Source organism: Clostridium sp. 001, from assembly GCF_019056555.1.
GTDB classification, from domain to species: Bacteria; Bacillota; Clostridia; order Clostridiales; family Clostridiaceae; genus Clostridium_B; species Clostridium_B ragsdalei.
The window spans coordinates 906,042-926,686 of sequence record NZ_CP020473.1 but is presented as its reverse complement, the minus strand read 5'-3'; the positions used below and the strand labels follow the sequence as shown (position 1 = coordinate 926,686).

Below are 20,645 nucleotides of genomic sequence, written 5' to 3'. Positions count from 1 at the left end.
AGTGGTGAAAGTTTTGGATATAAGGAAATTGGAATATTTTTATTACAGTCAAAATTCTATAAATGCATTTATAAAATGTCCTCTTAAGTTTAGACTAAAGTATTTGGAAAACTTGTCTTGGAAGAGGGAAGATTCCATAGAAGAAAATTATTATGAGAATATAAAGCAGGGTCTGGATTTTCATTTAATATGTGAAAGGTATTTTGCAGGGATTCCTTTAGGAAAACTAAATAATGATGATTTAATAAAAAAAGTAAATTCTTTAAAGGACACATTTAAAATAGACAGAAAAAATGATTATTTAGTAGAGTATGAAGTGAAGATGACAAAAGATGTCATGAGACTTCAGGCAAAGTATGATTTGATACTAGTAACACCAGATAAAAAAATTCAAATATGGGATTGGAAGACGGAAAATAGAAAATTATCTATAGAGGAGATGAAAAAAAGAGTTCAAACTTTAGTATATATGTATGTATTAGCTGAAAATGTTGAAAATATGTTTGGCTTTGAATGTAAACTGGAAGATATAACAATGAACTTTTGGCAGCCTCAATATGAAAATAATATTATAACTATAGGGTATAGCAAAAAGGCTCATATTGAAAATGAAAGGTACTTGAGTAAAATAATAAAAAATATAAACTCCTATGATTTTTATAGTGTTAATACCAAACTTTACTCATCTCATTGTAAGTTTTGTGAGTTTAATTATCTTTGCAATAATCAAAAAATTTATTAATGGTAATATATAGAAATAAATATATTTATTATGGATAATGGGCTTATAAGTAGGGTTTTGAGTACTATATTGTGAAATTTCACAATATTGCGTATAAACATAAAAAATCACCTTTTTCATGTATAATAAATCAGGTATATTACGAAAAAGGGGATAAAATTATGGATATAAGTAACTTTGTTGTTTTGAAGGAGCATAAAAACGGGGACTTTGAATATGGAATAAAGCTAATACCAAAACGTGCAATGGACAAATTTGTAGATAGCATTTTTATTTCTAATGTGAGCAATGCAGGAGGATGCAGCAATTATAAAATTTCTTTCCAAAAAAGGTGCGGCTTTAATACTGTACTAAATGATTTTAAACTTGGAGAAAAAGATTTTTTAAGGTATATAGAATTTTTAAGTGAATTTAAAAGTTCTAGTTTTAAAAGCAGTAAGTTTAAAGTACGCAATTTTGGAGAAATGGAATTGACTTACTTGCAGAGTGATATGATAAAGATATCTTCAACAAATAACTGTAATAGATTGTTTTTTACCATATCAAAAGAAGAACTAGCATATTATATATGGATTTTAAAGAAAGTCCACAGGAAAAATTTGGACAACTCTTTTGATCTTCATAAAAATCCTACTATGAACCCTATAACTAGTCTGGATAAAAGAAAATTGTATACTGAAATTTTGTATATTTTGATAGATGGAGCTTTGGACAGCAATAATAAAAAATTATTTTACTCGTTGTGTAACAAGTTGAAAAAAAGCTGTTGGAAAGTTAACTAATAGTTGACTTCCTGGCAGCTTATTTTAATGTATAATTCACTATCTCTTCACTCTAAAGTGATATTCAGGGGTGTTTTCTGTAATTGCTTTGAATTCATATCCCAATTCTTTGTAGTGTTTTATTATTTTAGAGAGTACCACACAGGTGTTTTTATTTTGACCGTCACAATGAGCAAGTAAAAATATTTTATTTGGATTGACACACTTTCCAGTACCTTCCCTGTATAACTTGTCAACTGATGTATTGTAGTCAATGCCATCGGACAAAGACAAATTCCAATCATATATCTTATAGCCTGAAGAATGAAGTTTTTCAAGAAGTGAATTGGTTAAGTGGCCATTACTTCCCGTGGGAAATCTTATTATTTTAGGTGCAAATCCTACTACTTTTTCAACTTCGATGCCGGTTTTATTCATTTCATCGATAAAAGAATCAGAATTTGAATATATTTTACTTGATTTATGAGTATATGTATGGAGACCTATACTGTTACCTTCATTGAATATTCTTTTTACTATATCCTCTCTTCCTTGAATTTTACAGCCTATTAGGAAAAAAGTGGCCTTTACGTTTTCTTCTTTTAAAATATCAAGTATTTTTGGTGTAACTTCTGTACTTGGCCCATCATCGAAAGTAAGATATATTGTTTTATTGCAGGAAATTTCTTTTAAGGTGTTTGGTGAAGATGCAAAAACTGTAGAATTTAAGCTTATACATAAAATATAGAATATGGTTAATAAAAAATATTTAACTTTCATTAAAATGTCCCTTCTATTCTTAGTTTTTATCTATAATAGTATGTGTTCTTATAAATTTTTTTATCCGATCGCTATCATTGCTAATACCACCATTTTTATCAAAATAGGTGATAAGCACTGCTACGCGCCTGGATAAGTTCTTCTAAGGTACAGCTGGATAAAGTTATTCTTATAAGCAAACTCCAGCTGTACCTAAGAATCACTTGATAAGTTTATAAGAGGAAAGTTGTAAAAATAGATTTTGTCTATAGCATATAAGTGTGATAATATATGTTATATTGGCTTTTTATGATATTTTAATTATTTTTATGTATACGAGGTGAAAGATAGTGGAAGTTTATTTTGACAACAGTGCAACAACTAAACCTTACGATGAAATAATAAATTTAATGGCAGAAACTATGAAAAATTATTATGGAAATCCCTCTTCTTCTTATTCTCTAGGATTGAAAGCAGAGTTAAAGATGAATGAAAGTAGAGATATAGTGGCACATACCTTAAATTGTAGTAGAGATGAAATAATATTTACTTCCGGTGGCAGTGAAAGCAATAACTTTTTAATAAGGGGTTTTATAAAACCTGGGCAGCAAATTATAACTACAAAGATAGAACACCCCAGTGTCTTAAATACCTGTAAAGCTCTTGAAAGAGAAGGAATAAAGGTTATTTATTTAGATGTAGATGATAGTGGGAAAATAGATCTTGAAGAACTTAAAAGAAGCATTAATAAAAAAACTAGAATAGTAAGTATAATGCACACTAATAATGAAATTGGAACGGTACAGGACATAGAAACTATAGGAAAGATTATAAAAGAAAAAAATAGTGGAGTAAAGTTCCATGTAGATGCAGTTCAAGCCTATGGAAAGTATGATATTGATGTTAAAAAATGCAATATAGATTTGTTATCTGCAAGTGGACACAAAATACATGGACCAAGAGGAATAGGTATTGCCTATGTAAAAAAAGGTCTTAGACCTGAACCGCTTATATATGGAGGGGGACAGGAAAAAGGGTTTAGATCGGGCACTGAAAATTTAGCAGCTGTTGTTGGATTTGCAGAAGCGGCGGAGAAAGTGTACAAAAATAGAAAAGAAAGTTTTAGTAAAGTAACATGTGTAAAAAATTATTTTATAGAAAAACTTAAAGCTATATCCAATATTAAAATAAATAGTGATGGAAATGACTATTCACCTTATGTATTAAGTGTATCTTTTATAGGTGTAAGAGGAGAAGTATTACTACACTTGTTGGAGGAAAAAGGTATATATGTATCTACAGGGTCTGCATGTTCTGCTAAAAATAATGAAGATAGTCATGTGCTTAAAGCTCTGGGATTGAAGAAGGAAGAAACCAAAGGAACTATAAGATTTAGTTTTGATGAAGATAATTCAAAAGATGAAGTTGATTATACCTTAAATGTATTGGACAAATCTTTAAAATTTTTAAGGAGTGTGGGTAAATGAGAAAATTGCTACTTTTAAAATATGCTTCAGAAATATTTTTAAAGGGATTAAATAAGGGCAAATTTGAGAAGAAGTTAAAGGATAATATAAAAAATGTTCTTGGAGAAACCAAATACGATTTTGTGGTAGATGAGGGAAGATGGTTTATAGGCTGTGATGATATGGATGAAGCTATTGCAAAATTAAAAAAGGTATTTGGAATAGCTGAAATTTGTATAGTAGATGAAGTAGAACCAGATATGGATAGTATAAAGGAACAATGCCTTAAAAGTATACAGCAAAATTCAGGAACTACTTTTAAAGTAGTGACTAAGAGGGCAAATAAGAAATTCCCCCTTAATTCTATGGAGGTAAGTAGGGAAGTTGGAGCTCATATTTTAAAAAATTCTGAAAATTTAACAGTAGATGTAAGAAAACCAGATTTTTTTGTAAATATAGAGATAAGAGATAGTGCTTATGTATATTCGAAAAGGATAAAAGCCATAGGTGGAATGCCTTATGGAACAAATGGAAGCACAATGCTTATGCTTTCAGGAGGAATAGATTCCCCGGTAGCCGGATATATGATGGCTAGAAGGGGAGTCAGATTAAATTGTGTATACTTCCACAGCCATCCTTATACTAGTGAAAGAGCTAAGGAAAAAGTTAAGGAATTAGCTAGAATATTAAAGGGGTATACAGGAAGCATAAATCTTTATGTAGCACCTTTTACAGAAATACAAATGCAGATAATTAAAAATTGCAGGGAAGACGAACTAACTATAATAATGAGACGATTCATGATGAGAGTAGCTTGCAAGTTAGCGGAGAAATACAATGTTGATTCGGTAACTACAGGTGAAAGTGTTGGTCAGGTGGCAAGTCAAACCATGGAAGGGTTAATTGTAAGCAATGACGTAGCAGACAGACCAGTCTTCAGGCCTCTTATTGCCATGGATAAAGTAGACATAATGGATGAAGCAAGAAAAATTGGTACTTATGAAACTTCAATACTTCCTTATGAAGATTGCTGCACTATATTTGTGCCAAAGCATCCTAAAACTAAGCCTAGAGTTTCCGAAATAAGAAAGGCTGAAAGTGTTTTGGATATAGAAAGCTTGGTAGAAGAAGCAGTTAAAAATACGGAACTTTTCAACTAAAAAAAGGAGGACAGCTTTACCTATTGTAGTGGCTGTACCTCCTTTTTTAATTATTCTTCGCATCCATGACAGCTGTCACAGCTGCTGCAATTAGAAGTCTGGGGCTTGAATACAGGCTCTAAAGTAAATCCTCCAAGTCCATTTTCACTTCCACACAGCAATATAAAACCGCTAAATTGTACAAACAGATCACTATCTACGATAAAAGTTATGTCTTTTACTTTTTGAATCAAATCATGATCTTTTTTTTCATCTACAGATATGTTAAAAGATGGTCCATGGCAGGTCATGCCAGCCAAATATATTCTTATTGCACCAGAAGTTGCGTTATTCTCATCTAAAAATTTTTTGAATTCCTGGTAGGCTATATCACTTATTTTTAAAAAATCCATATAAAAAACCTCTCTTAAAATTATATTTTGTATACTCATTGTATCAAAAATCTTAAATTTATACCATTAAAAATTGTGATAAAATATAACTTGTAATAATTCAAAGTGAATTTTTAATGAATTGGAGAGATAAGTATGAATAAAAAGGATTTGGCAAGTATAAGGAAAGAGTTTAAACTAGGAAGTTATGTACTTCCTATTAAAGAGGTATACAGTGTGTATTTAAAAAAGGATAATGGAGAAATAATAACTAGGGAACTGGAACATTTTGAGATGATGGAAGTGGAAAAAAGAGAGTTGTATTTGAATAACTTTAAAAAAGTGCTTACGGGAACTCTGGATTCTAAAATATTTGAGTTGGACTTTAAAGAAAGCAGAGGCAATGAAGATGGTGAGCACACTCAAAATATATTATATCAAGCGCTAAATTCTGGACAAAGTATAGCTGAATTTGGAGATAAAATAGTAGATAAAGTTTCTAAAAATTACACTTATGATACAGATGTAGTTATAAATTTTATAAAAGCAGAATATTATAATGCAGATAAGAAAAAGGGAAACGAGGATTCTCCAGAGGAATATGTACATGCTATAGAATTTATATTGTGTAGTGTAAATAAGGTGGAGATTCCCAAAAAGGTACTAAAATTTGATTATGCTGAAATGAGATTTAAACCAAATTCTGCACTGGATATGGTTATAAATTTAAATTCACCGCTAGATGGATTTATGTTTCCAAGTTTTTCTTCCCAGTATGTAGATGTAAATAAAGTTATATATTATTCTCAAAAGGCAAAACAAATAAACAGTGCTTTTGTACAAAAAGTATTAAATTGTACTATAAAGCCTACAGCGGTAGAAGAAAAAGAAAGTTTTAATGCTATATTAGGTACGGCAGCAGGAGGCAAAATAAATTCCGATACCATGCAGGAAATATATGAAAAAATGAATGAAAAACTAAGTGAAGAAGAGGATGAGGAAGAAACTACTTTAGATATGAAACAAGTGACGGAAGTGCTTGGAGAAAGCGGTATAGAAAATCCACAAGTTGTAAAAAGCGCATTTGAGGAAGTATGTGGGGGAGACTATGAATTTAAAGTTAGAAATATAATTCCTGATTTTAAAAGTAAATCTATAAAGATAGAAAATGAAGATACAAGTATAACTATAAATCCTCACGACTTAGGAAGTGTAAAACAGGTAGTAAATAAAAGTGGTAGAAAGTGCCTACTCATAGAATTAAAAGATGATATGGTGGTAAATGGTCTTAAACTTGAAACTGAAAAAATGGAAGATTATATATAAGTTTTAGTATTTGGTCTACATTTAAGTGCTTAAAGAACCATAGTATTATGAGAAATACTTATATAGGTTTATGACAAAGTATGATATAATAAATTAAAAAATTTTTCTGATTTGATTTTCCGTAAAGAAAATATTACTTAGAAATTAAGTCATTAAAGAATAGTGTAGATTTAAGGCTATAGGGTAAACAATTTAAATTATTAATTAAGGGGAGTGGGCGTATTGGAAAATGCAATATACATGCTTCAGAAAAAGTTAAAACAATCAAATATTGAATTTATATTTTCAGGAACATTTTCTCAAGGACTAATAGAAGAACTTGGAATAGCTCTAAAACAGAGAATGCAGCTTCAGCAAGCTAAAAAGAGGAAGATTAGCTCGGCTTTTTTTACTTTTGTTGAACAAACACAAAATATTAAACAATATGAAGTATCAAAAGAAAATACAGAAGATTTTTTGGCTATAGTTGGATCTGGTGTAATAGCTATTTCAAAAACTGATTCAGGATATTGTGTAAACTCAGGTAATACTATATTAAACACAGATATTTCAAGTTTGAAAGAAAAGCTAGATAAAATAATATCTATGAATGATGAAGAGCTTACTAATTATTTTAGAGAAGTATCAAGAAGAGAAGTCGATATGAATAGGGGAAGGTGCGGGCTTGGTTTGATTCAAATTGCAAGAAAAGCCACTAAAAAAGTTGAATATAACTTTGAGAGAATAGATGACAGTTACTCTTATTACACATTAACTGTTACGGTATGAGGTGAAAAATGAATAATTTTATGGTTGAAAGTACAAAAAGTACTCCCTATGTAGAGTTTAGTCCAGAATATAATGAACTGATTTTCAAAGGAGAGTCTTATCCAGAGAATGCCTATAGCTTTTATGAACCCATTTATAAATTAATAGATGAATATTTTATTAATTTTCAAAAGTTAACTGTAAATTTTCAGCTTTCATATATCAATACTAGCAGTATAAAGTGCTTAATTATATTGTTTGATAAGCTCAATACTAATTATAAAAATGGAAAAGAAATTATTACAAACTGGTATTATGATGAAGATAATGGTTTTGATTATGACATGGGACAAGACTTTAAAATGGATATAGATATTCCTTTTAACTTTATTGCAATTAATGATGAGGAATAAGAAATGAAGAAAAAAGAGTCACCTAAAGAATTTAGCCGATCTTATATAAAAAATATTTTTAGAATAATTTTTATATCTGGTATAATTATATCTTTTGCAGTAATTGCTACAGCCTTTTTAGGATATATAAATATAAAAAATTCTCTTATAGCTAAAGCTAAGTCTCAAGATATTGTTTTTATGGTAAAATCAATGGCATCTAAGATAGATGGACGTATTAGCAGAGCTGTTGAAACTTCTTATATTTTTGCAAGAGATCCCTTGAATGTAGAGTGGGTAAATGGAGAAGAAAAGGATCAAAAGGTTGGAAAATTGGTTCTAAGTAATTTGGAAAGTATTGCAACTTCCTATGATTACAATTATTTTTTTATAGCAGGAGTAAAAACAAAAAATTATTATTTTAGGCAAAGTTTAAATAAAAACGATAAAAATTTTATAGTGTTATCGGAAAACAATCCTGAGGACAGATGGTTTTTTGAAACTCTTAAATCTAAAAAGCAAATGAGTTTTAATGTAAATTATGATCGTGTAATGGATGATACTTTTCTTTTTGTAAATACAATTATGGGAAGTGTAGAAAACCCTGTTGGTATAACAGGTGTTGCTTTAAGTCTCAACAACATAACAAAGGAATTTAAAGAATTTAAAGTAGGTAAAAAAAGCAACCTTTGGATGGTAGATGAAAAAGGTGTAATTAAACTGTCTGATAAAAGAGAAGATGTAGGAAAAAAAGTTGAAGAGTTTTTACCAAAAGATGTTGTTAAGCAGATTCAAAATCGACCTCTAAATGTTAAAGTAGCACAATATTATGATTCTAATGATGAAATTATGGACTATGCTTACTGTAAGTTAAATTCAACTGATTGGACTCTATTTTATGAAATTCCGAGAAAAGAAAGCATTTCTCTTATTAACTCGCTAAAAATTAATACTGTAATAACTGTAATCTTAGTTTTGTTATTTTTTATGCTTTTATATTACTTTATTTCTAAAAAAATCGCCAATCCATATAAACAGGCTATGATGATTAATGAGGAACTTGAAAATAAGGTCAGTGTGAGGACCCGAGAGCTTCAGGAGTCTAACGAAAAAATAAAAGATAGCATTGAATATGCTAAAAGACTGCAGGAGTCTATCTTGCCTTTAGATAAGGAAATGAAAAAAGTTTTTATGGATAGTTTTGTGATTTGGAAACCTAGGGATATAGTTGGAGGAGACTTTTTCTGGCTAAGAGAAATTAAAGATATGATTATATTAGCAGTAGGGGATTGTACAGGCCATGGTGTTCCAGGTGCACTTATGACTATGACTGTAAATGCAATATTACATGATATAGTAACTACTATAAATAGTGATGATCCTAGTACAATTTTAAAAGAACTTCATGTAAGGCTTAAGGAAACTTTAAATAAAAGTTCTAATCCTCAAAGTATAGATGATGGGCTGGATATAGCATTATTTTGTATAGATAAAAAATCTAATGTGATGTATTGTGGTGCTAATTTGGATTTATATATTAAGCGTGGTAAAGAAGTAAAAATTGTGAAACCTCAAACTAGAGGAGTTGGATATGATTATATAGAATTAAATCAATCTCTATGCAGTGAAGTTATATCAGCTGAGGAAGGAGATATACTTATTGTTAGTACAGATGGTTTTATCCACCAAAATGGAGGATCAAAAAACTATCCTTTTGGAAAGAAACGTTTGTATAATATGATACAAAAATGTGAAGCTCAAGATTTGGGTTCAATGAAAATTCAATTTGAAACAGTATTGCAGAATTACATGGGAAACAAGGAACAGAGAGATGATATTACTGTTTTTGCATTTAAATTAAAATAACTATAGATGTGGGGGGGAAAGTAATGCCAGGTGATTCTGATTTTTTCGAAGCTGAAAAAGCATTGATTAAAGAAGCTCGAGAATTAATTAAAGGTGGAAAGTGTGATAAAAAAACTTTATTGAAAAGTTTTACTATTCTTACTGAACAGTTTGATAAACTCATAAGAGATGTGGAAAAGATAATAAAAATTAGTGATGGTCAACAAGAATACCTTCATAGAATTCAAGGTGATTTGAAAAAGGAAATTGAAGATAGAATAAGAGCAGAAGAAAAACTAAAATATTTTGCAGCTATAGATTCACTTACAGGATGCTATAATAGAGGTATGGGATTAGCATTTTTAGATACTGAATTGAATGCTATAAAGAGAAATAAGAGTTTCTTTTCTATATGTTATATAGATGTAAATGGATTGAAATATGTAAATGATAATTTTGGACACTTCGAAGGCGATGAACTTCTAGTAATGGTTTGTAGATTTATAAAAAAAGTTATAAGAAGTAATGATATTTTATGTAGATTAGGAGGAGATGAATTTTTAATTATTTTTTCAAATAGCAAAAAGGAAAATGTAGAAAAAGCTATAGAAAGAATTAATTTTGACATAAATTCAGAAAATGAAAAGAAGCTGAAGCCTTATTCTGTTTCATTTAGTTATGGGATATTCCAAGTGGATTATGGTAATAGTTTAAGTATTGATGAAATTATACAAAGGGCAGATGCAAAAATGTATGAAAATAAGCAAAAATGTAAGAAATTAGGCTAAACTTAAAATTGAGATCCATATGGGGTTTCTAGCTTGAAAGTTAACTTATACGAATCATGTAATGACAAATTTCATCACGTTAAAAACTTTAATAAGTCTAAAGCTCGGCATTTTGAAAATCTAAGAAGCTTAGCTAAACTCATACTTCAAACATATCTAAGTTCCTAATATTTTCTAAAATACCTCGCTAAAATTTATTGAAAAGTTTTCAAATGTGCTTTCAATTTTGTCATTACATTTTATGTATAAGTTGATTTTTTTGATTAGAGACTCTATAGGTTATTTATCCGATCGCTACCATTGCTAACACCCCCATCGTACTCTGTGATAGTCGCTTTTTTTCAAAGTGGGGGATAAGCACTGCTACGCGCCTGGATAAGTTCTTCTAAGGTTCAGATGGAGAAAAGGTATTCCTTATAAGCAAACTCCACCTAAACCTAAGAATCTCTTGATAAATGAGGAATATTCAGCATGTAATTTTAATTTATCCTCTGCGCTGGCAAACGAAAAGTTTATTCCGTTTTCCGTAACTTTTTTAATATCTTCAATATCAAAATTTTGATATTTTACGAGACATTCGAGTTCCTTAGTTATAGTAGTATTTGATACAGTTGTATTATCTGTATTTACTGTTACAGCAAGTCCATAGTCCAAGTATTTTTTTATAGGATGTTCTTCGTAAGAATTTACAGCAGAAGTATTTACATTACTAGTTATACACATTTCTAATGGAATTTTATTTTCTGCCAGATATACGAGGGTATTTTTATCTTTATAGGCATAAGTTCCATGGCCTATTCTTTCAGCATGCAATAATTTTATAGATTTCATTATATTTTCTACTATACCCGTTTCACCAGCATGTACCGTACGGTGAATATTATAGTCCTTAGCTAAATCAAAAGGCTTTTTGTGTATTTCAGGTGGGAAGTCTGCTTCATTTCCTGCTAAATCCAGAGCAACTACTCCTTTACCTGCATATTTTTTGGCTGAATGGATAAGTTTTAGGGCTTTTTCTACAGGTTCATGTCTTAAAGCACATATAATTAAATTTGACATGATGTTTAGGTTACTTCTTCCATAATCCATAGCAGAAAGCACAGTTTCTATAACTTCATCTAAAGTTAATCCACCATCTAAATGGTTTAAAGGAGCAAACCTTATTTCAATATACTTTATATTTTCTTTTAACGCATCTTCTAATAATTCTAGAGTAACTCTATATATATATTCTTTTTTCTGCATTATTTTTATAGGTAGATAGAACTTATTCAAATATTCTTTTAAGGAATTACATTTTCCTAATACTTTAACTTCTTTCTGAAAGCTACTTAAATCATCATTTATAGTAGAAATATGTTCTTTTTTTGCAATATCCAAAATGGTTTCAGGTCGTATACTGCCATCTAAATGACAATGGAGATCTGTTTTTGGAATAAGTTTAATAAGTTTATTTAAGTTCATGAGTGTCCTCCTATTTTCCATTTTACTGGAATATTTATGAAAATTTTATATTATAATACCATTATTAATAAAATTTTTCAATATAAGTACCATATTTTATAGTAATTTATATAAAAATATATTTTTAACAAGTATTGTAATTTATTAAAAAAAGTAATACAATAAAAAATGTTGTTAAAAATTTTTATGAGGATGGTAGAATTATGGAACAAATGGAAAAAATTAGAAAAAAATTAAATGAATTAGTTATTTTAAGTAATGATTTGTGTAGGGGAGAAGTATTAAGGCTAAGTCAGGAATTGGACAAGTTGATTTATTTACATTATAGAAATATGAATAATTGTAGAGAAAATATGAGATCATCTCTAATTTCTTAGGGGCTGAACAAATTTTTCATATTATGTTACTAAAAACTTATCCAGGTGTATCTGAACATGATATTTGTAGAAATGTATTAAAAACGGATGAAAAAGTTAGATAACTTATTTAAGTGAAGAGTAGATGTTCTGTATTTATTACTTTATATGATATAATAGTTTTTGTTCCGTTGGAACATGACAGCAAGGTTCAATTATTTAAAAATGAATTTATAAAAATTAATTTTTAAATAATGTTGACAAGATAAAAAAGACGTGATAAACTATAAAAGCTGTTGAAGTGAGATGGCAAAATGATCCTTGAAAATTAAACAGAGGAAGATATAAGTACAACTTATTTAGAATAAACCAGCAATTCTTTTGAGCTGCGAGAGCAGCTAAAAAAGTAATTTCGTAAGAATAATGTATTATATTTTGCTAACAAGCTGAAATGTAATATATTAAAAATTGGTAGTAGCGAGCAAGACAAGGAAAAGTTTGAATGAGGAGCGGAACTTACTAACGTAATTGAGCACCGGAATGAAAGCTTTGACGCAGTATTGCGAAGCTAATAGCAATTTTCTAAAATCAATAATAACGAGTAGTTCAAGGAAAACCTCGAGCGAGGAGCGGAGTTTACTTAAGTAAATGAGCACCACAGCGAAAGGTTTGACGCAGAAATGCGAAGTTAGTATTGATTTTCTATAGAGCCATATAAACTTTTAAATTAAGAGTTTGATCCTGGCTCAGGACGAACGCTGGCGGCGTGCTTAACACATGCAAGTCGAGCGATGAAGCTCCTTCGGGAGTGGATTAGCGGCGGACGGGTGAGTAACACGTGGGTAACCTACCTCAAAGAGGGGGATAGCCTCCCGAAAGGGAGATTAATACCGCATAATAATCAGTTTTCACATGGAAATTGATTTAAAGGAGTAATCCGCTTTGAGATGGACCCGCGGCGCATTAGCTAGTTGGTAGGGTAACGGCCTACCAAGGCGACGATGCGTAGCCGACCTGAGAGGGTGATCGGCCACATTGGAACTGAGAGACGGTCCAGACTCCTACGGGAGGCAGCAGTGGGGAATATTGCACAATGGGCGAAAGCCTGATGCAGCAACGCCGCGTGAGTGAAGAAGGTTTTCGGATTGTAAAGCTCTGTCTTTGGGGACGATAATGACGGTACCCAAGGAGGAAGCCACGGCTAACTACGTGCCAGCAGCCGCGGTAATACGTAGGTGGCGAGCGTTGTCCGGAATTACTGGGCGTAAAGAGTGCGTAGGCGGATATTTAAGTGAGATGTGAAATACCCGGGCTTAACCCGGGCACTGCATTTCAAACTGGATATCTAGAGTGCGGGAGAGGAGAATGGAATTCCTAGTGTAGCGGTGAAATGCGTAGAGATTAGGAAGAACACCAGTGGCGAAGGCGATTCTCTGGACCGTAACTGACGCTGAGGCACGAAAGCGTGGGTAGCAAACAGGATTAGATACCCTGGTAGTCCACGCCGTAAACGATGAGTACTAGGTGTAGGAGGTATCGACCCCTTCTGTGCCGCAGTAAACACAATAAGTACTCCGCCTGGGAAGTACGATCGCAAGATTAAAACTCAAAGGAATTGACGGGGGCCCGCACAAGCAGCGGAGCATGTGGTTTAATTCGAAGCAACGCGAAGAACCTTACCTGGACTTGACATACCCTGAATATCTTAGAGATAAGAGAAGCCCTTCGGGGCAGGGATACAGGTGGTGCATGGTTGTCGTCAGCTCGTGTCGTGAGATGTTAGGTTAAGTCCTGCAACGAGCGCAACCCCTGTTGTTAGTTGCTAACATTTAGTTGAGCACTCTAGCAAGACTGCCGCGGTTAACGCGGAGGAAGGTGGGGATGACGTCAAATCATCATGCCCCTTATGTCCAGGGCAACACACGTGCTACAATGGGCAGTACAGAGAGAAGCAAGACCGCAAGGTGGAGCAAACCTCAAAAACTGCCCCCAGTTCGGATTGCAGGCTGAAACTCGCCTACATGAAGTTGGAGTTGCTAGTAATCGCGAATCAGAATGTCGCGGTGAATACGTTCCCGGGCCTTGTACACACCGCCCGTCACACCATGAGAGCTGGCAACACCCGAAGTCCGTAGTCTAACTTAGGAGGACGCGGCCGAAGGTGGGGTTAGTAATTGGGGTGAAGTCGTAACAAGGTAGCCGTAGGAGAACCTGCGGCTGGATCACCTCCTTTCTAGGGAGTCGAAAGATAGAGTATAATCTATCTTATAAATTGATGGTTTAAGTAAGTTAATACTTAAAAATTGATAGTAACAAGTATATCAAGGAAAAACATGAGCGAGGAACAGAGTTTACTTATGTAAATGAGTACCGCAGTGAATGATTTTGACGAAGATATACGAAGTTAATAGCAATTTTTTCACTCTGTTTAATTTTGAAGGATCAGATAGATTCTTCTTTCAATTTACAACCAATTAGGAATATAAATTGAAAAATTGTCCTTTGAAAATTGCACAGTAAATAAGAAATAAAAAAATTGATAGTAACGAGCAGATCGAGGAAAAACATGAGCGAGGAACAGAGTTTACTTATGTAAATGAGTACCGCAGCGAATGATTTTGACGAAGATATGCGAAGTTAATAACAATTTTTAAAAGTAAAGCTAAGGTTATAATATAGCCTTTGTAGAATAAACTTTAATATCATTTTAAAGATTTAAGATGATACAAAGAAAATTGCTAATAGCAATTTTCGATAATAAAGGTCAAGCTACAAAGGGCGCATGGAGGATGCCTTGGCACCAGGAGCCTAAGAAGGACGCGATAAGCTGCGAAAAGCTCTGGGTAGGCGCAAATAGCCAGAGAACCAGAGATATCCGAATGGGGAAACCCACCTAGATAACGCTAGGTACTGCAAACTGAATACATAGGTTTGTAGAGGCAAACCCGGGGAACTGAAACATCTAAGTACCCGGAGGAAGAGAAAGAAACATCGATTTCCTAAGTAGCGGCGAGCGAACGGGAAAGAGCCCAAACCAGGAACTTGTTCCTGGGGTTGCGGATAGGTCATAAATACTGTGAAGTGTTAATTGAAGAGAGCTGGAAGGCTCCGCCGGAGAAGGTAAAAGCCCTGTAAATGAAAGCAAAGAGCAGCCAGATCTAATCCAGAGTACCACGAGACACGAGAAACCTTGTGGGAAACAGGGAGGACCACCTCCCAAGGCTAAATACTACCTGGTGACCGATAGAGAAGGAGTACCGTGAGGGAAAGGTGAAAAGAACCCCGGGAGGGGAGTGAAATAGAACCTGAAACCGTGTGTCCACAAACAGTCGAAGTACGTAAAGTACGACGGCGTGCTTTTTGTAGAACGAGCCAGCGAGTTACGATATGCAGCAAGGTTAAGTACTTAAGGTACGGAGCCGGAGGGAAACCGAGTCTGAAAAGGGCGCCAAGTTGTATGTTGTAGACCCGAAACCGAGTGACCTATCCATGGCCAGGTTGAAGCGGAAGTAAAATTCCGTGGAGGACCGAACCACGTTGGTGTTGAAAAACCATGGGATGAGCTGTGGATAGCGGAGAAATTCCAATCGAACTCGGAGATAGCTGGTTCTCCTCGAAATAGCTTTAGGGCTAGCGTCGGAAATGAGTAATGGAGGTAGAGCACTGAATGGGGTAGGGGCTGACAACAGTTACTGAACCTTATCAAACTCCGAATGCCATATACTTGAATTCCGGCAGTCAGACTGCGAATGATAAGATCCGTGGTCAAAAGGGAAACAGCCCAGACCACCAGCTAAGGTCCCAAAGTGTAAGTTAAGTGGGAAAGGATGTGTGATTTCTAAGACAACTAGGATGTTGGCTCAGAAGCAGCCACTCATTTAAAGAGTGCGTAATAGCTCACTAGTCAAGAGATCATGCGCCGAAAATGTCCGGGGCTAAAACTTACCACCGAAGCTGTGGACTCGAAAGAGTGGTAGAGGAGCATCCTGTATGAGTAGAAGTCGTACCGGAAGGAACGGTGGATTGTACAGGAGAGAGAATGCTGGCATAAGTAGCGAGAAATAAGTGAGAATCTTATTGGTCGAAAACCTAAGGTTTCCTGGGGAAGGTTCGTCCGCCCAGGGTAAGTCGGGACCTAAGCCGAGGCCGAAAGGCGTAGGTGATGGACAATCGGTTGAAATTCCGATACCGCATAAAAGCGTTTGACAAAAGGGATGACGCAGGAGGATAAGGTGTGCATACAAATGGATGTATGTCTAAGCACCGAGTCAGGTATACCAGGAAAATCCGGTATATCAATGATGAGGTGTGATGGGGAACCCGCAAGGGGAAGTACCTGATTTCACGCTGCCGAGAAAAGTCTCTATGGAGCTTTTATGTGCCCGTACCGCAAACCGACACAGGTAGGTGAGGAGAGAATCCTAAGACCATCGGAAGAATTGTTGTTAAGGAACTAGGCAAATTAACTCCGTAACTTAGGGAGAAGGAGAGCCACGCAAGTGGCCGCAGAGAAAAGGCTCAAGCAACTGTTTATCAAAAACACAGGTTTCTGCTAAAGCGAAAGCTGAAGTATAGGAGCTGACGCCTGCCCGGTGCTGGAAGGTTAAGGGGAAGACTTAGCGCAAGCGAAGGTCAGAACTTAAGCCCCAGTAAACGGCGGCCGTAACTATAACGGTCCTAAGGTAGCGAAATTCCTTGTCGGGTAAGTTCCGACCCGCACGAATGGCGTAATGATTTGAGCACTGTCTCGACAACAAATCCGGCGAAATTGAAGTGCAAGTGAAGATGCTTGCTACCCGCGATTGGACGGAAAGACCCCGTAGAGCTTTACTGCAGTTTAGCACTGAATTTCGGTATTGTCTGTACAGGATAGGTGGGAGACTAGGAAGTAGTGGCGCCAGCCATTACCGAGTCGATGTTGGGATACCACCCTGACAGTACTGGAATTCTAACCGGGCTCCATGAAACTGGAGACGGGACAATGTTAGGCGGGCAGTTTGACTGGGGCGGTCGCCTCCTAAAAAGTAACGGAGGCGTACAAAGGTTCCCTCAGAAGGGTTAGAAATTCTTCGAAGAGTGCAAAGGCAGAAGGGAGCTTGACTGCGACACAAACAAGTGGAGCAGGGACGAAAGTCGGGCTTAGTGATCCGGTGGTACCTCGTGGGAGGGCCATCGCTCAACGGATAAAAGCTACCTCGGGGATAACAGGCTGATCTCCCCCAAGAGTTCACATCGACGGGGAGGTTTGGCACCTCGATGTCGGCTCGTCGCATCCTGGGGCTGAAGTAGGTCCCAAGGGTTGGGCTGTTCGCCCATTAAAGCGGCACGCGAGCTGGGTTCAGAACGTCGTGAGACAGTTCGGTCCCTATCCGTCGCGGGCGCAGGAAATTTGAGAGGAGCTGTCCTTAGTACGAGAGGACCGGGATGGACCGACCGCTGGTGAACCAGTTGTTCCGCCAGGAGCATAGCTGGGTAGCCAAGTTGGGAAGGGATAAACGCTGAAAGCATCTAAGTGTGAAGCCCACCTCAAGATAAGATTTCCCATAGCGTAAGCTAGTAAGACCCCTCGAAGAACACGAGGAGATAGGTCAGAGGTGTAAGCAGGGCAACCTGTTAAGCTGACTGATACTAATAGGTCGAGGGCTTGACCAAATAAAAACGAAAGAAAAAAAGTTTACTGTGCAATTTTGAGAGGACAAATAAAATGAAGTTGATAATTGACAATGGAGAGTTGACAGTTAAAGATATTAATTTTAATTTGATTTAAACTTCTTAAAAGTAATATATAAGAAAATTGATAGAAGCGAGCAGATTGAGGAAAGGTTTGAGCGAGGAGCAGAGGTTACTTATGTAAATGAGCACCACAGGGAAGACCTTGACGAAAATATGAGAAGTTAATAGCAATTTTCGATAACAAAATCTGGTGGTAATGACGTGAAGGTAACACCCCTTTCCATACCGAACAGGAAGGTTAAGCTTCAGAGTGCCGATGGTACTGCAGGGGAGGCCCTGTGGGAGAATAGGTCGCTGCCAGGTAAGTAAGATACCCATTGTATAGAACATTTTATGCAGTGGGTATTTAAGTATATGCTTAAAAGTAAAAATTAAAAAAGAAATGAAAGTAAATTAATCTACTTTCATTTCTTTTTTAATCACAAATATATTATTTTTGTTTAACAATTCTTTCGATCCTATCTTTAGTTTCTTTAGGAAGCTTTATATCATAGTATCTTATAGAAGTGTTGAAATCCATATTAAGTGTTATACTTGCCGCAGTTTTTGTAGACAATATATTGTTGCTGCCAGGTATTTCACGTACAGCCATAATCTTATTTATTCTTTTTTGAAGTAATAGCAATTTATCAAAGTCTTTATCCATAAAGGTTTTATAAGTCTCAACCATTAATTTTGCTTGAGTATTAGTTTGAGTTCCTACAATACCGTTTCCACCTATTATAAGGTTTGGTATAAGGTATTCATCGATTCCAGAGAAAACAGCAAAGTTTTTATGGACACTTTTAACCTTTTCTACAAAATTTCTTACATTAGCTAGGGCTGGAGTAGTGTCTTTTACGCCGCCATTTGCTATGTTTTCATATTTATTAGCTAATTTTAAAATTAAATCTGGAGATAAATTTACCTTTGTATTTTGAGGAATATTGTATAATATCATAGGCAAATTTGTATTCTCTGCTATAATGGAGAAATATTCAAAAACATGATTGTCATCTAACTTAAAGTAAAATGGAGGTAAAACCAATATTGCATCTGCATTATTTTCTTCTGCAAATTTGCCCAGTTCAATAACTTCTTTTAAATTGGTACTACCTGTGCCAACTATTAATTTAACTCTTCCATTTATAACTTCTGATGCAAATTTTATGTATTGTTTCTTTTCTTCAAAAGTTAAATTAAAAAATTCACCTGTAGTTCCTAGTATACATATTCCATATATTCCATCAGAAATTAATTTTTCAATCATAGCTTTATTTGATTTACTGTCAAATTGACCATTTTCATCAAAAATAGTTATCATTGGTGTAAAAACACCTTTTAACATAATACAATTCCTCCCAAGTTTTAGTATAATACTCCTATGAAATTAGGAATATTAACCTTTTTATATTACAATTATAATAAGATTAATTTTAAATGAATAATCTTACAACATCATTATCGTATTTATAGTAATATATAGCAATGTTCAATTGCACAAATATTAATCGTTATCAGTTAAACATTTTCATTTATGTGCACATTGTAGCAGAATAAGATTTGCTCTTATTATATAGTCAGGGGGAAGATTAATGGACATTAGTACTAAATTGGCTGAAGAAATAGTGGATAGAACTATGAAAGCCGTGAATAAAAATATTAATATAATGAATAAACAGGGTATTATAATAGCATCAGGTAATAAAGATAGAATTGGAAGCGTTCATGAAGGTGCAGTTCTTGCAATTGGAAGAAAATCTGAATTCAGTATTGATGAAAATCAATGTAGAAAATTAAATGGAGTGGAACAGGGTACAAATATAGTTATTGAATTTGAACATGAAATTGTAGGAGTAATAGGTATTACTGGAAAAAGAGATGAGGTTATAGGCTATGGTAAGCTCATCAAAATGACTGCAGAAATGATAATAGAACAAGCTTATGTTATGAAGGAACTTGAATGGAGCAACAGAGTTAAAGAGGATATGATACTTTCACTTATTAAAAATGATCAAGGATCATTTCGTTTACTTGAAAAGTATACTAAAAAATTTAAAATAGCTTCTAATTATCCTATGGCTATTTTTATTATACAGGTTAATTTTAAACAGATTTCAAATAGAAAAGATTTGGATATATTAAAAAATATAGTATCAATTTTGGAGGGTACTCTTAAGGAATCATTAGTAGCAGTTATTGACTCAAAGACTATCGTTTTATTATATAAGTGTCCAAATATAAAATATAAGGCTATAACTTGTAAGGATAGAATAGAGGGGATTTATGAGAAAATACAAAATCAAACTAATACTGATGCAAAAATATCTGTTGGAAAGGTATATACTAAATTAAGTGATATACATAAATCCTATGAAATAGCCAGAGAAACACTTTTGTTTGGAGAAAAAAGTCATCCTGATAATAACGTATACATTTTTGATGTATTGAAGTATGAGATGTTATTTTTTCAGGATAATGCACAATGGAAAATCAATGAATTGAAGGATTCTTATGGATTAATTGAACTAAATGATAAAAATGGTGAATTAAGAGAAACACTAAAAGTTTTTATAGAAGAAAATGGAGAGTTAAATAAAGTATCAAATAAATTATTCATACATAGAAATACCCTTAATTATCGTCTTAACAAAATATATAAGATTACTAATATGAATCCTAAAAATTATATTGATTTATTTTGGCTGTACTGCTCTATTATTAATTTTGAAACTAATAAAAATTAATGGTTATAA

General features: G+C 33.9%; 15 protein-coding genes and 3 rRNA genes. 14 read left to right on the top strand and 4 right to left on the bottom strand.

The features are described 5' to 3' along the window. The first annotated feature begins 4 nt into the window (after positions 1–4). On the top strand, positions 5–742 hold the full coding sequence (locus B5S50_RS04125) for a PD-(D/E)XK nuclease family protein (protein WP_242866895.1): 738 nt from the start codon (positions 5–7) through the stop codon (positions 740–742). 161 nt (positions 743–903) lie between these two features. Continuing rightward, positions 904–1,524: an IDEAL domain-containing protein gene (locus B5S50_RS04120; protein ID WP_217303186.1), complete on the top strand. Its 621-nt coding sequence runs from the start codon at positions 904–906 to the stop codon at positions 1,522–1,524. A gap of 39 nt (positions 1,525–1,563) precedes the next feature. Here B5S50_RS04120 and B5S50_RS04115 read toward each other — a convergent pair whose 3' ends face one another. After that, positions 1,564–2,283, bottom strand: coding sequence for a polysaccharide deacetylase family protein (locus tag B5S50_RS04115; RefSeq protein ID WP_063600640.1), 720 nt, complete (start codon positions 2,281–2,283; stop codon positions 1,564–1,566). A 329-nt stretch (positions 2,284–2,612) separates the two neighbouring features. Between B5S50_RS04115 and B5S50_RS04110 the strand changes: the two genes are divergently transcribed. Both B5S50_RS04110 and thiI read left to right on the top strand, forming a co-directional pair. Further along, on the top strand, positions 2,613–3,749 hold the full coding sequence (locus B5S50_RS04110; protein ID WP_217303185.1) for a cysteine desulfurase family protein: 1,137 nt from the start codon (positions 2,613–2,615) through the stop codon (positions 3,747–3,749). Then, a complete protein-coding gene (thiI, locus tag B5S50_RS04105) occupies positions 3,746–4,888 on the top strand; it encodes a tRNA uracil 4-sulfurtransferase ThiI (RefSeq protein WP_122059759.1) in 1,143 nt (380 codons plus the stop codon). Before B5S50_RS04110 ends, thiI begins: the two co-directional genes overlap by 4 nt. Positions 4,889–4,938: 50 nt before the next feature. On the opposite strand, the gene B5S50_RS04100 is transcribed toward thiI, so the two are convergent. Beyond that, on the bottom strand, positions 4,939–5,280 hold the full coding sequence (locus B5S50_RS04100; RefSeq protein ID WP_013239475.1) for a HesB-like protein: 342 nt from the start codon (positions 5,278–5,280) through the stop codon (positions 4,939–4,941). A gap of 135 nt (positions 5,281–5,415) precedes the next feature. Here B5S50_RS04100 and B5S50_RS04095 point away from each other — a divergent pair, with 135 nt between their 5' ends. The 5 genes from B5S50_RS04095 to B5S50_RS04075 all read left to right on the top strand — a co-directional run bounded on the left by B5S50_RS04095 (position 5,416) and on the right by B5S50_RS04075 (position 10,357). Continuing rightward, the gene (locus B5S50_RS04095) at positions 5,416–6,585 is read left to right on the top strand and encodes a DUF4317 domain-containing protein (RefSeq protein WP_063600637.1); all 1,170 of its coding nucleotides are present in this window, start codon (positions 5,416–5,418) and stop codon (positions 6,583–6,585) included. A gap of 222 nt (positions 6,586–6,807) precedes the next feature. Further along, complete coding sequence (locus tag B5S50_RS04090; RefSeq protein WP_013239473.1) at positions 6,808–7,353, top strand: SiaB family protein kinase; 546 nt, start codon at positions 6,808–6,810, stop codon at positions 7,351–7,353. A gap of 8 nt (positions 7,354–7,361) precedes the next feature. Then, the gene (locus tag B5S50_RS04085; RefSeq protein ID WP_013239472.1) at positions 7,362–7,745 is read left to right on the top strand and encodes a DUF1987 domain-containing protein; all 384 of its coding nucleotides are present in this window, start codon (positions 7,362–7,364) and stop codon (positions 7,743–7,745) included. 3 nt (positions 7,746–7,748) lie between these two features. Then, positions 7,749–9,590: a SpoIIE family protein phosphatase gene (locus B5S50_RS04080; RefSeq protein ID WP_217303184.1), complete on the top strand. Its 1,842-nt coding sequence runs from the start codon at positions 7,749–7,751 to the stop codon at positions 9,588–9,590. Between the two features lie 23 nt (positions 9,591–9,613). Beyond that, complete coding sequence (locus B5S50_RS04075; protein ID WP_217303183.1) at positions 9,614–10,357, top strand: GGDEF domain-containing protein; 744 nt, start codon at positions 9,614–9,616, stop codon at positions 10,355–10,357. Between the two features lie 414 nt (positions 10,358–10,771). Here B5S50_RS04075 and add read toward each other — a convergent pair whose 3' ends face one another. Beyond that, positions 10,772–11,821, bottom strand: a complete 1,050-nt coding sequence (gene add / locus B5S50_RS04070) for an adenosine deaminase (protein ID WP_217303182.1) — start codon at positions 11,819–11,821, stop codon at positions 10,772–10,774. A gap of 203 nt (positions 11,822–12,024) precedes the next feature. On the opposite strand from add, the gene B5S50_RS04065 reads away from it, so the two are divergent. The 4 genes from B5S50_RS04065 (at position 12,025) to rrf (ending at position 18,213) form a co-directional block, all read left to right on the top strand. Beyond that, a complete protein-coding gene (locus B5S50_RS04065; RefSeq protein ID WP_217303181.1) occupies positions 12,025–12,198 on the top strand; it encodes an aspartyl-phosphate phosphatase Spo0E family protein in 174 nt (57 codons plus the stop codon). 702 nt (positions 12,199–12,900) lie between these two features. Then, a 16S ribosomal RNA gene (locus B5S50_RS04060) occupies positions 12,901–14,410 on the top strand. 529 nt (positions 14,411–14,939) lie between these two features. Further along, positions 14,940–17,829 (top strand): 23S ribosomal RNA (locus B5S50_RS04055). A 267-nt stretch (positions 17,830–18,096) separates the two neighbouring features. Beyond that, positions 18,097–18,213: ribosomal RNA gene (rrf, locus tag B5S50_RS04050) — 5S ribosomal RNA — on the top strand. The 16S, 23S and 5S rRNA genes sit together here, the layout of an rRNA operon. 127 nt (positions 18,214–18,340) lie before the next feature. On the opposite strand, the gene B5S50_RS04045 is transcribed toward rrf, so the two are convergent. Further along, the gene (locus tag B5S50_RS04045; RefSeq protein ID WP_217303180.1) at positions 18,341–19,237 is read right to left on the bottom strand and encodes a dihydrodipicolinate synthase family protein; all 897 of its coding nucleotides are present in this window, start codon (positions 19,235–19,237) and stop codon (positions 18,341–18,343) included. 247 nt (positions 19,238–19,484) lie between these two features. Here B5S50_RS04045 and B5S50_RS04040 point away from each other — a divergent pair, with 247 nt between their 5' ends. Further along, the gene (locus tag B5S50_RS04040) at positions 19,485–20,636 is read left to right on the top strand and encodes a sugar diacid recognition domain-containing protein (RefSeq protein WP_063602337.1); all 1,152 of its coding nucleotides are present in this window, start codon (positions 19,485–19,487) and stop codon (positions 20,634–20,636) included. Positions 20,637–20,645 lie beyond the last annotated feature (9 nt).

Bases quoted from the DNA above. Each gene is read 5' to 3' on its own strand.
- B5S50_RS04120 (WP_217303186.1), top strand. From the start codon at position 904: ATGGATATAAGTAACTTTGTTGTTTTGAAGGAGCATAAAAACGGGGAC.
- add (WP_217303182.1), bottom strand. From the start codon at position 11,821: ATGAACTTAAATAAACTTATTAAACTTATTCCAAAAACAGATCTCCAT.
- B5S50_RS04085 (WP_013239472.1), top strand. From the start codon at position 7,362: ATGAATAATTTTATGGTTGAAAGTACAAAAAGTACTCCCTATGTAGAG.
- B5S50_RS04065 (WP_217303181.1), top strand. From the start codon at position 12,025: ATGGAACAAATGGAAAAAATTAGAAAAAAATTAAATGAATTAGTTATT.
- thiI (WP_122059759.1), top strand. From the start codon at position 3,746: ATGAGAAAATTGCTACTTTTAAAATATGCTTCAGAAATATTTTTAAAG.
- B5S50_RS04100 (WP_013239475.1), bottom strand. From the start codon at position 5,280: ATGGATTTTTTAAAAATAAGTGATATAGCCTACCAGGAATTCAAAAAA.
- B5S50_RS04115 (WP_063600640.1), bottom strand. From the start codon at position 2,283: ATGAAAGTTAAATATTTTTTATTAACCATATTCTATATTTTATGTATA.
- B5S50_RS04080 (WP_217303184.1), top strand. From the start codon at position 7,749: ATGAAGAAAAAAGAGTCACCTAAAGAATTTAGCCGATCTTATATAAAA.
- B5S50_RS04040 (WP_063602337.1), top strand. From the start codon at position 19,485: ATGGACATTAGTACTAAATTGGCTGAAGAAATAGTGGATAGAACTATG.
- B5S50_RS04075 (WP_217303183.1), top strand. From the start codon at position 9,614: ATGCCAGGTGATTCTGATTTTTTCGAAGCTGAAAAAGCATTGATTAAA.
- B5S50_RS04045 (WP_217303180.1), bottom strand. From the start codon at position 19,237: ATGTTAAAAGGTGTTTTTACACCAATGATAACTATTTTTGATGAAAAT.
- B5S50_RS04095 (WP_063600637.1), top strand. From the start codon at position 5,416: ATGAATAAAAAGGATTTGGCAAGTATAAGGAAAGAGTTTAAACTAGGA.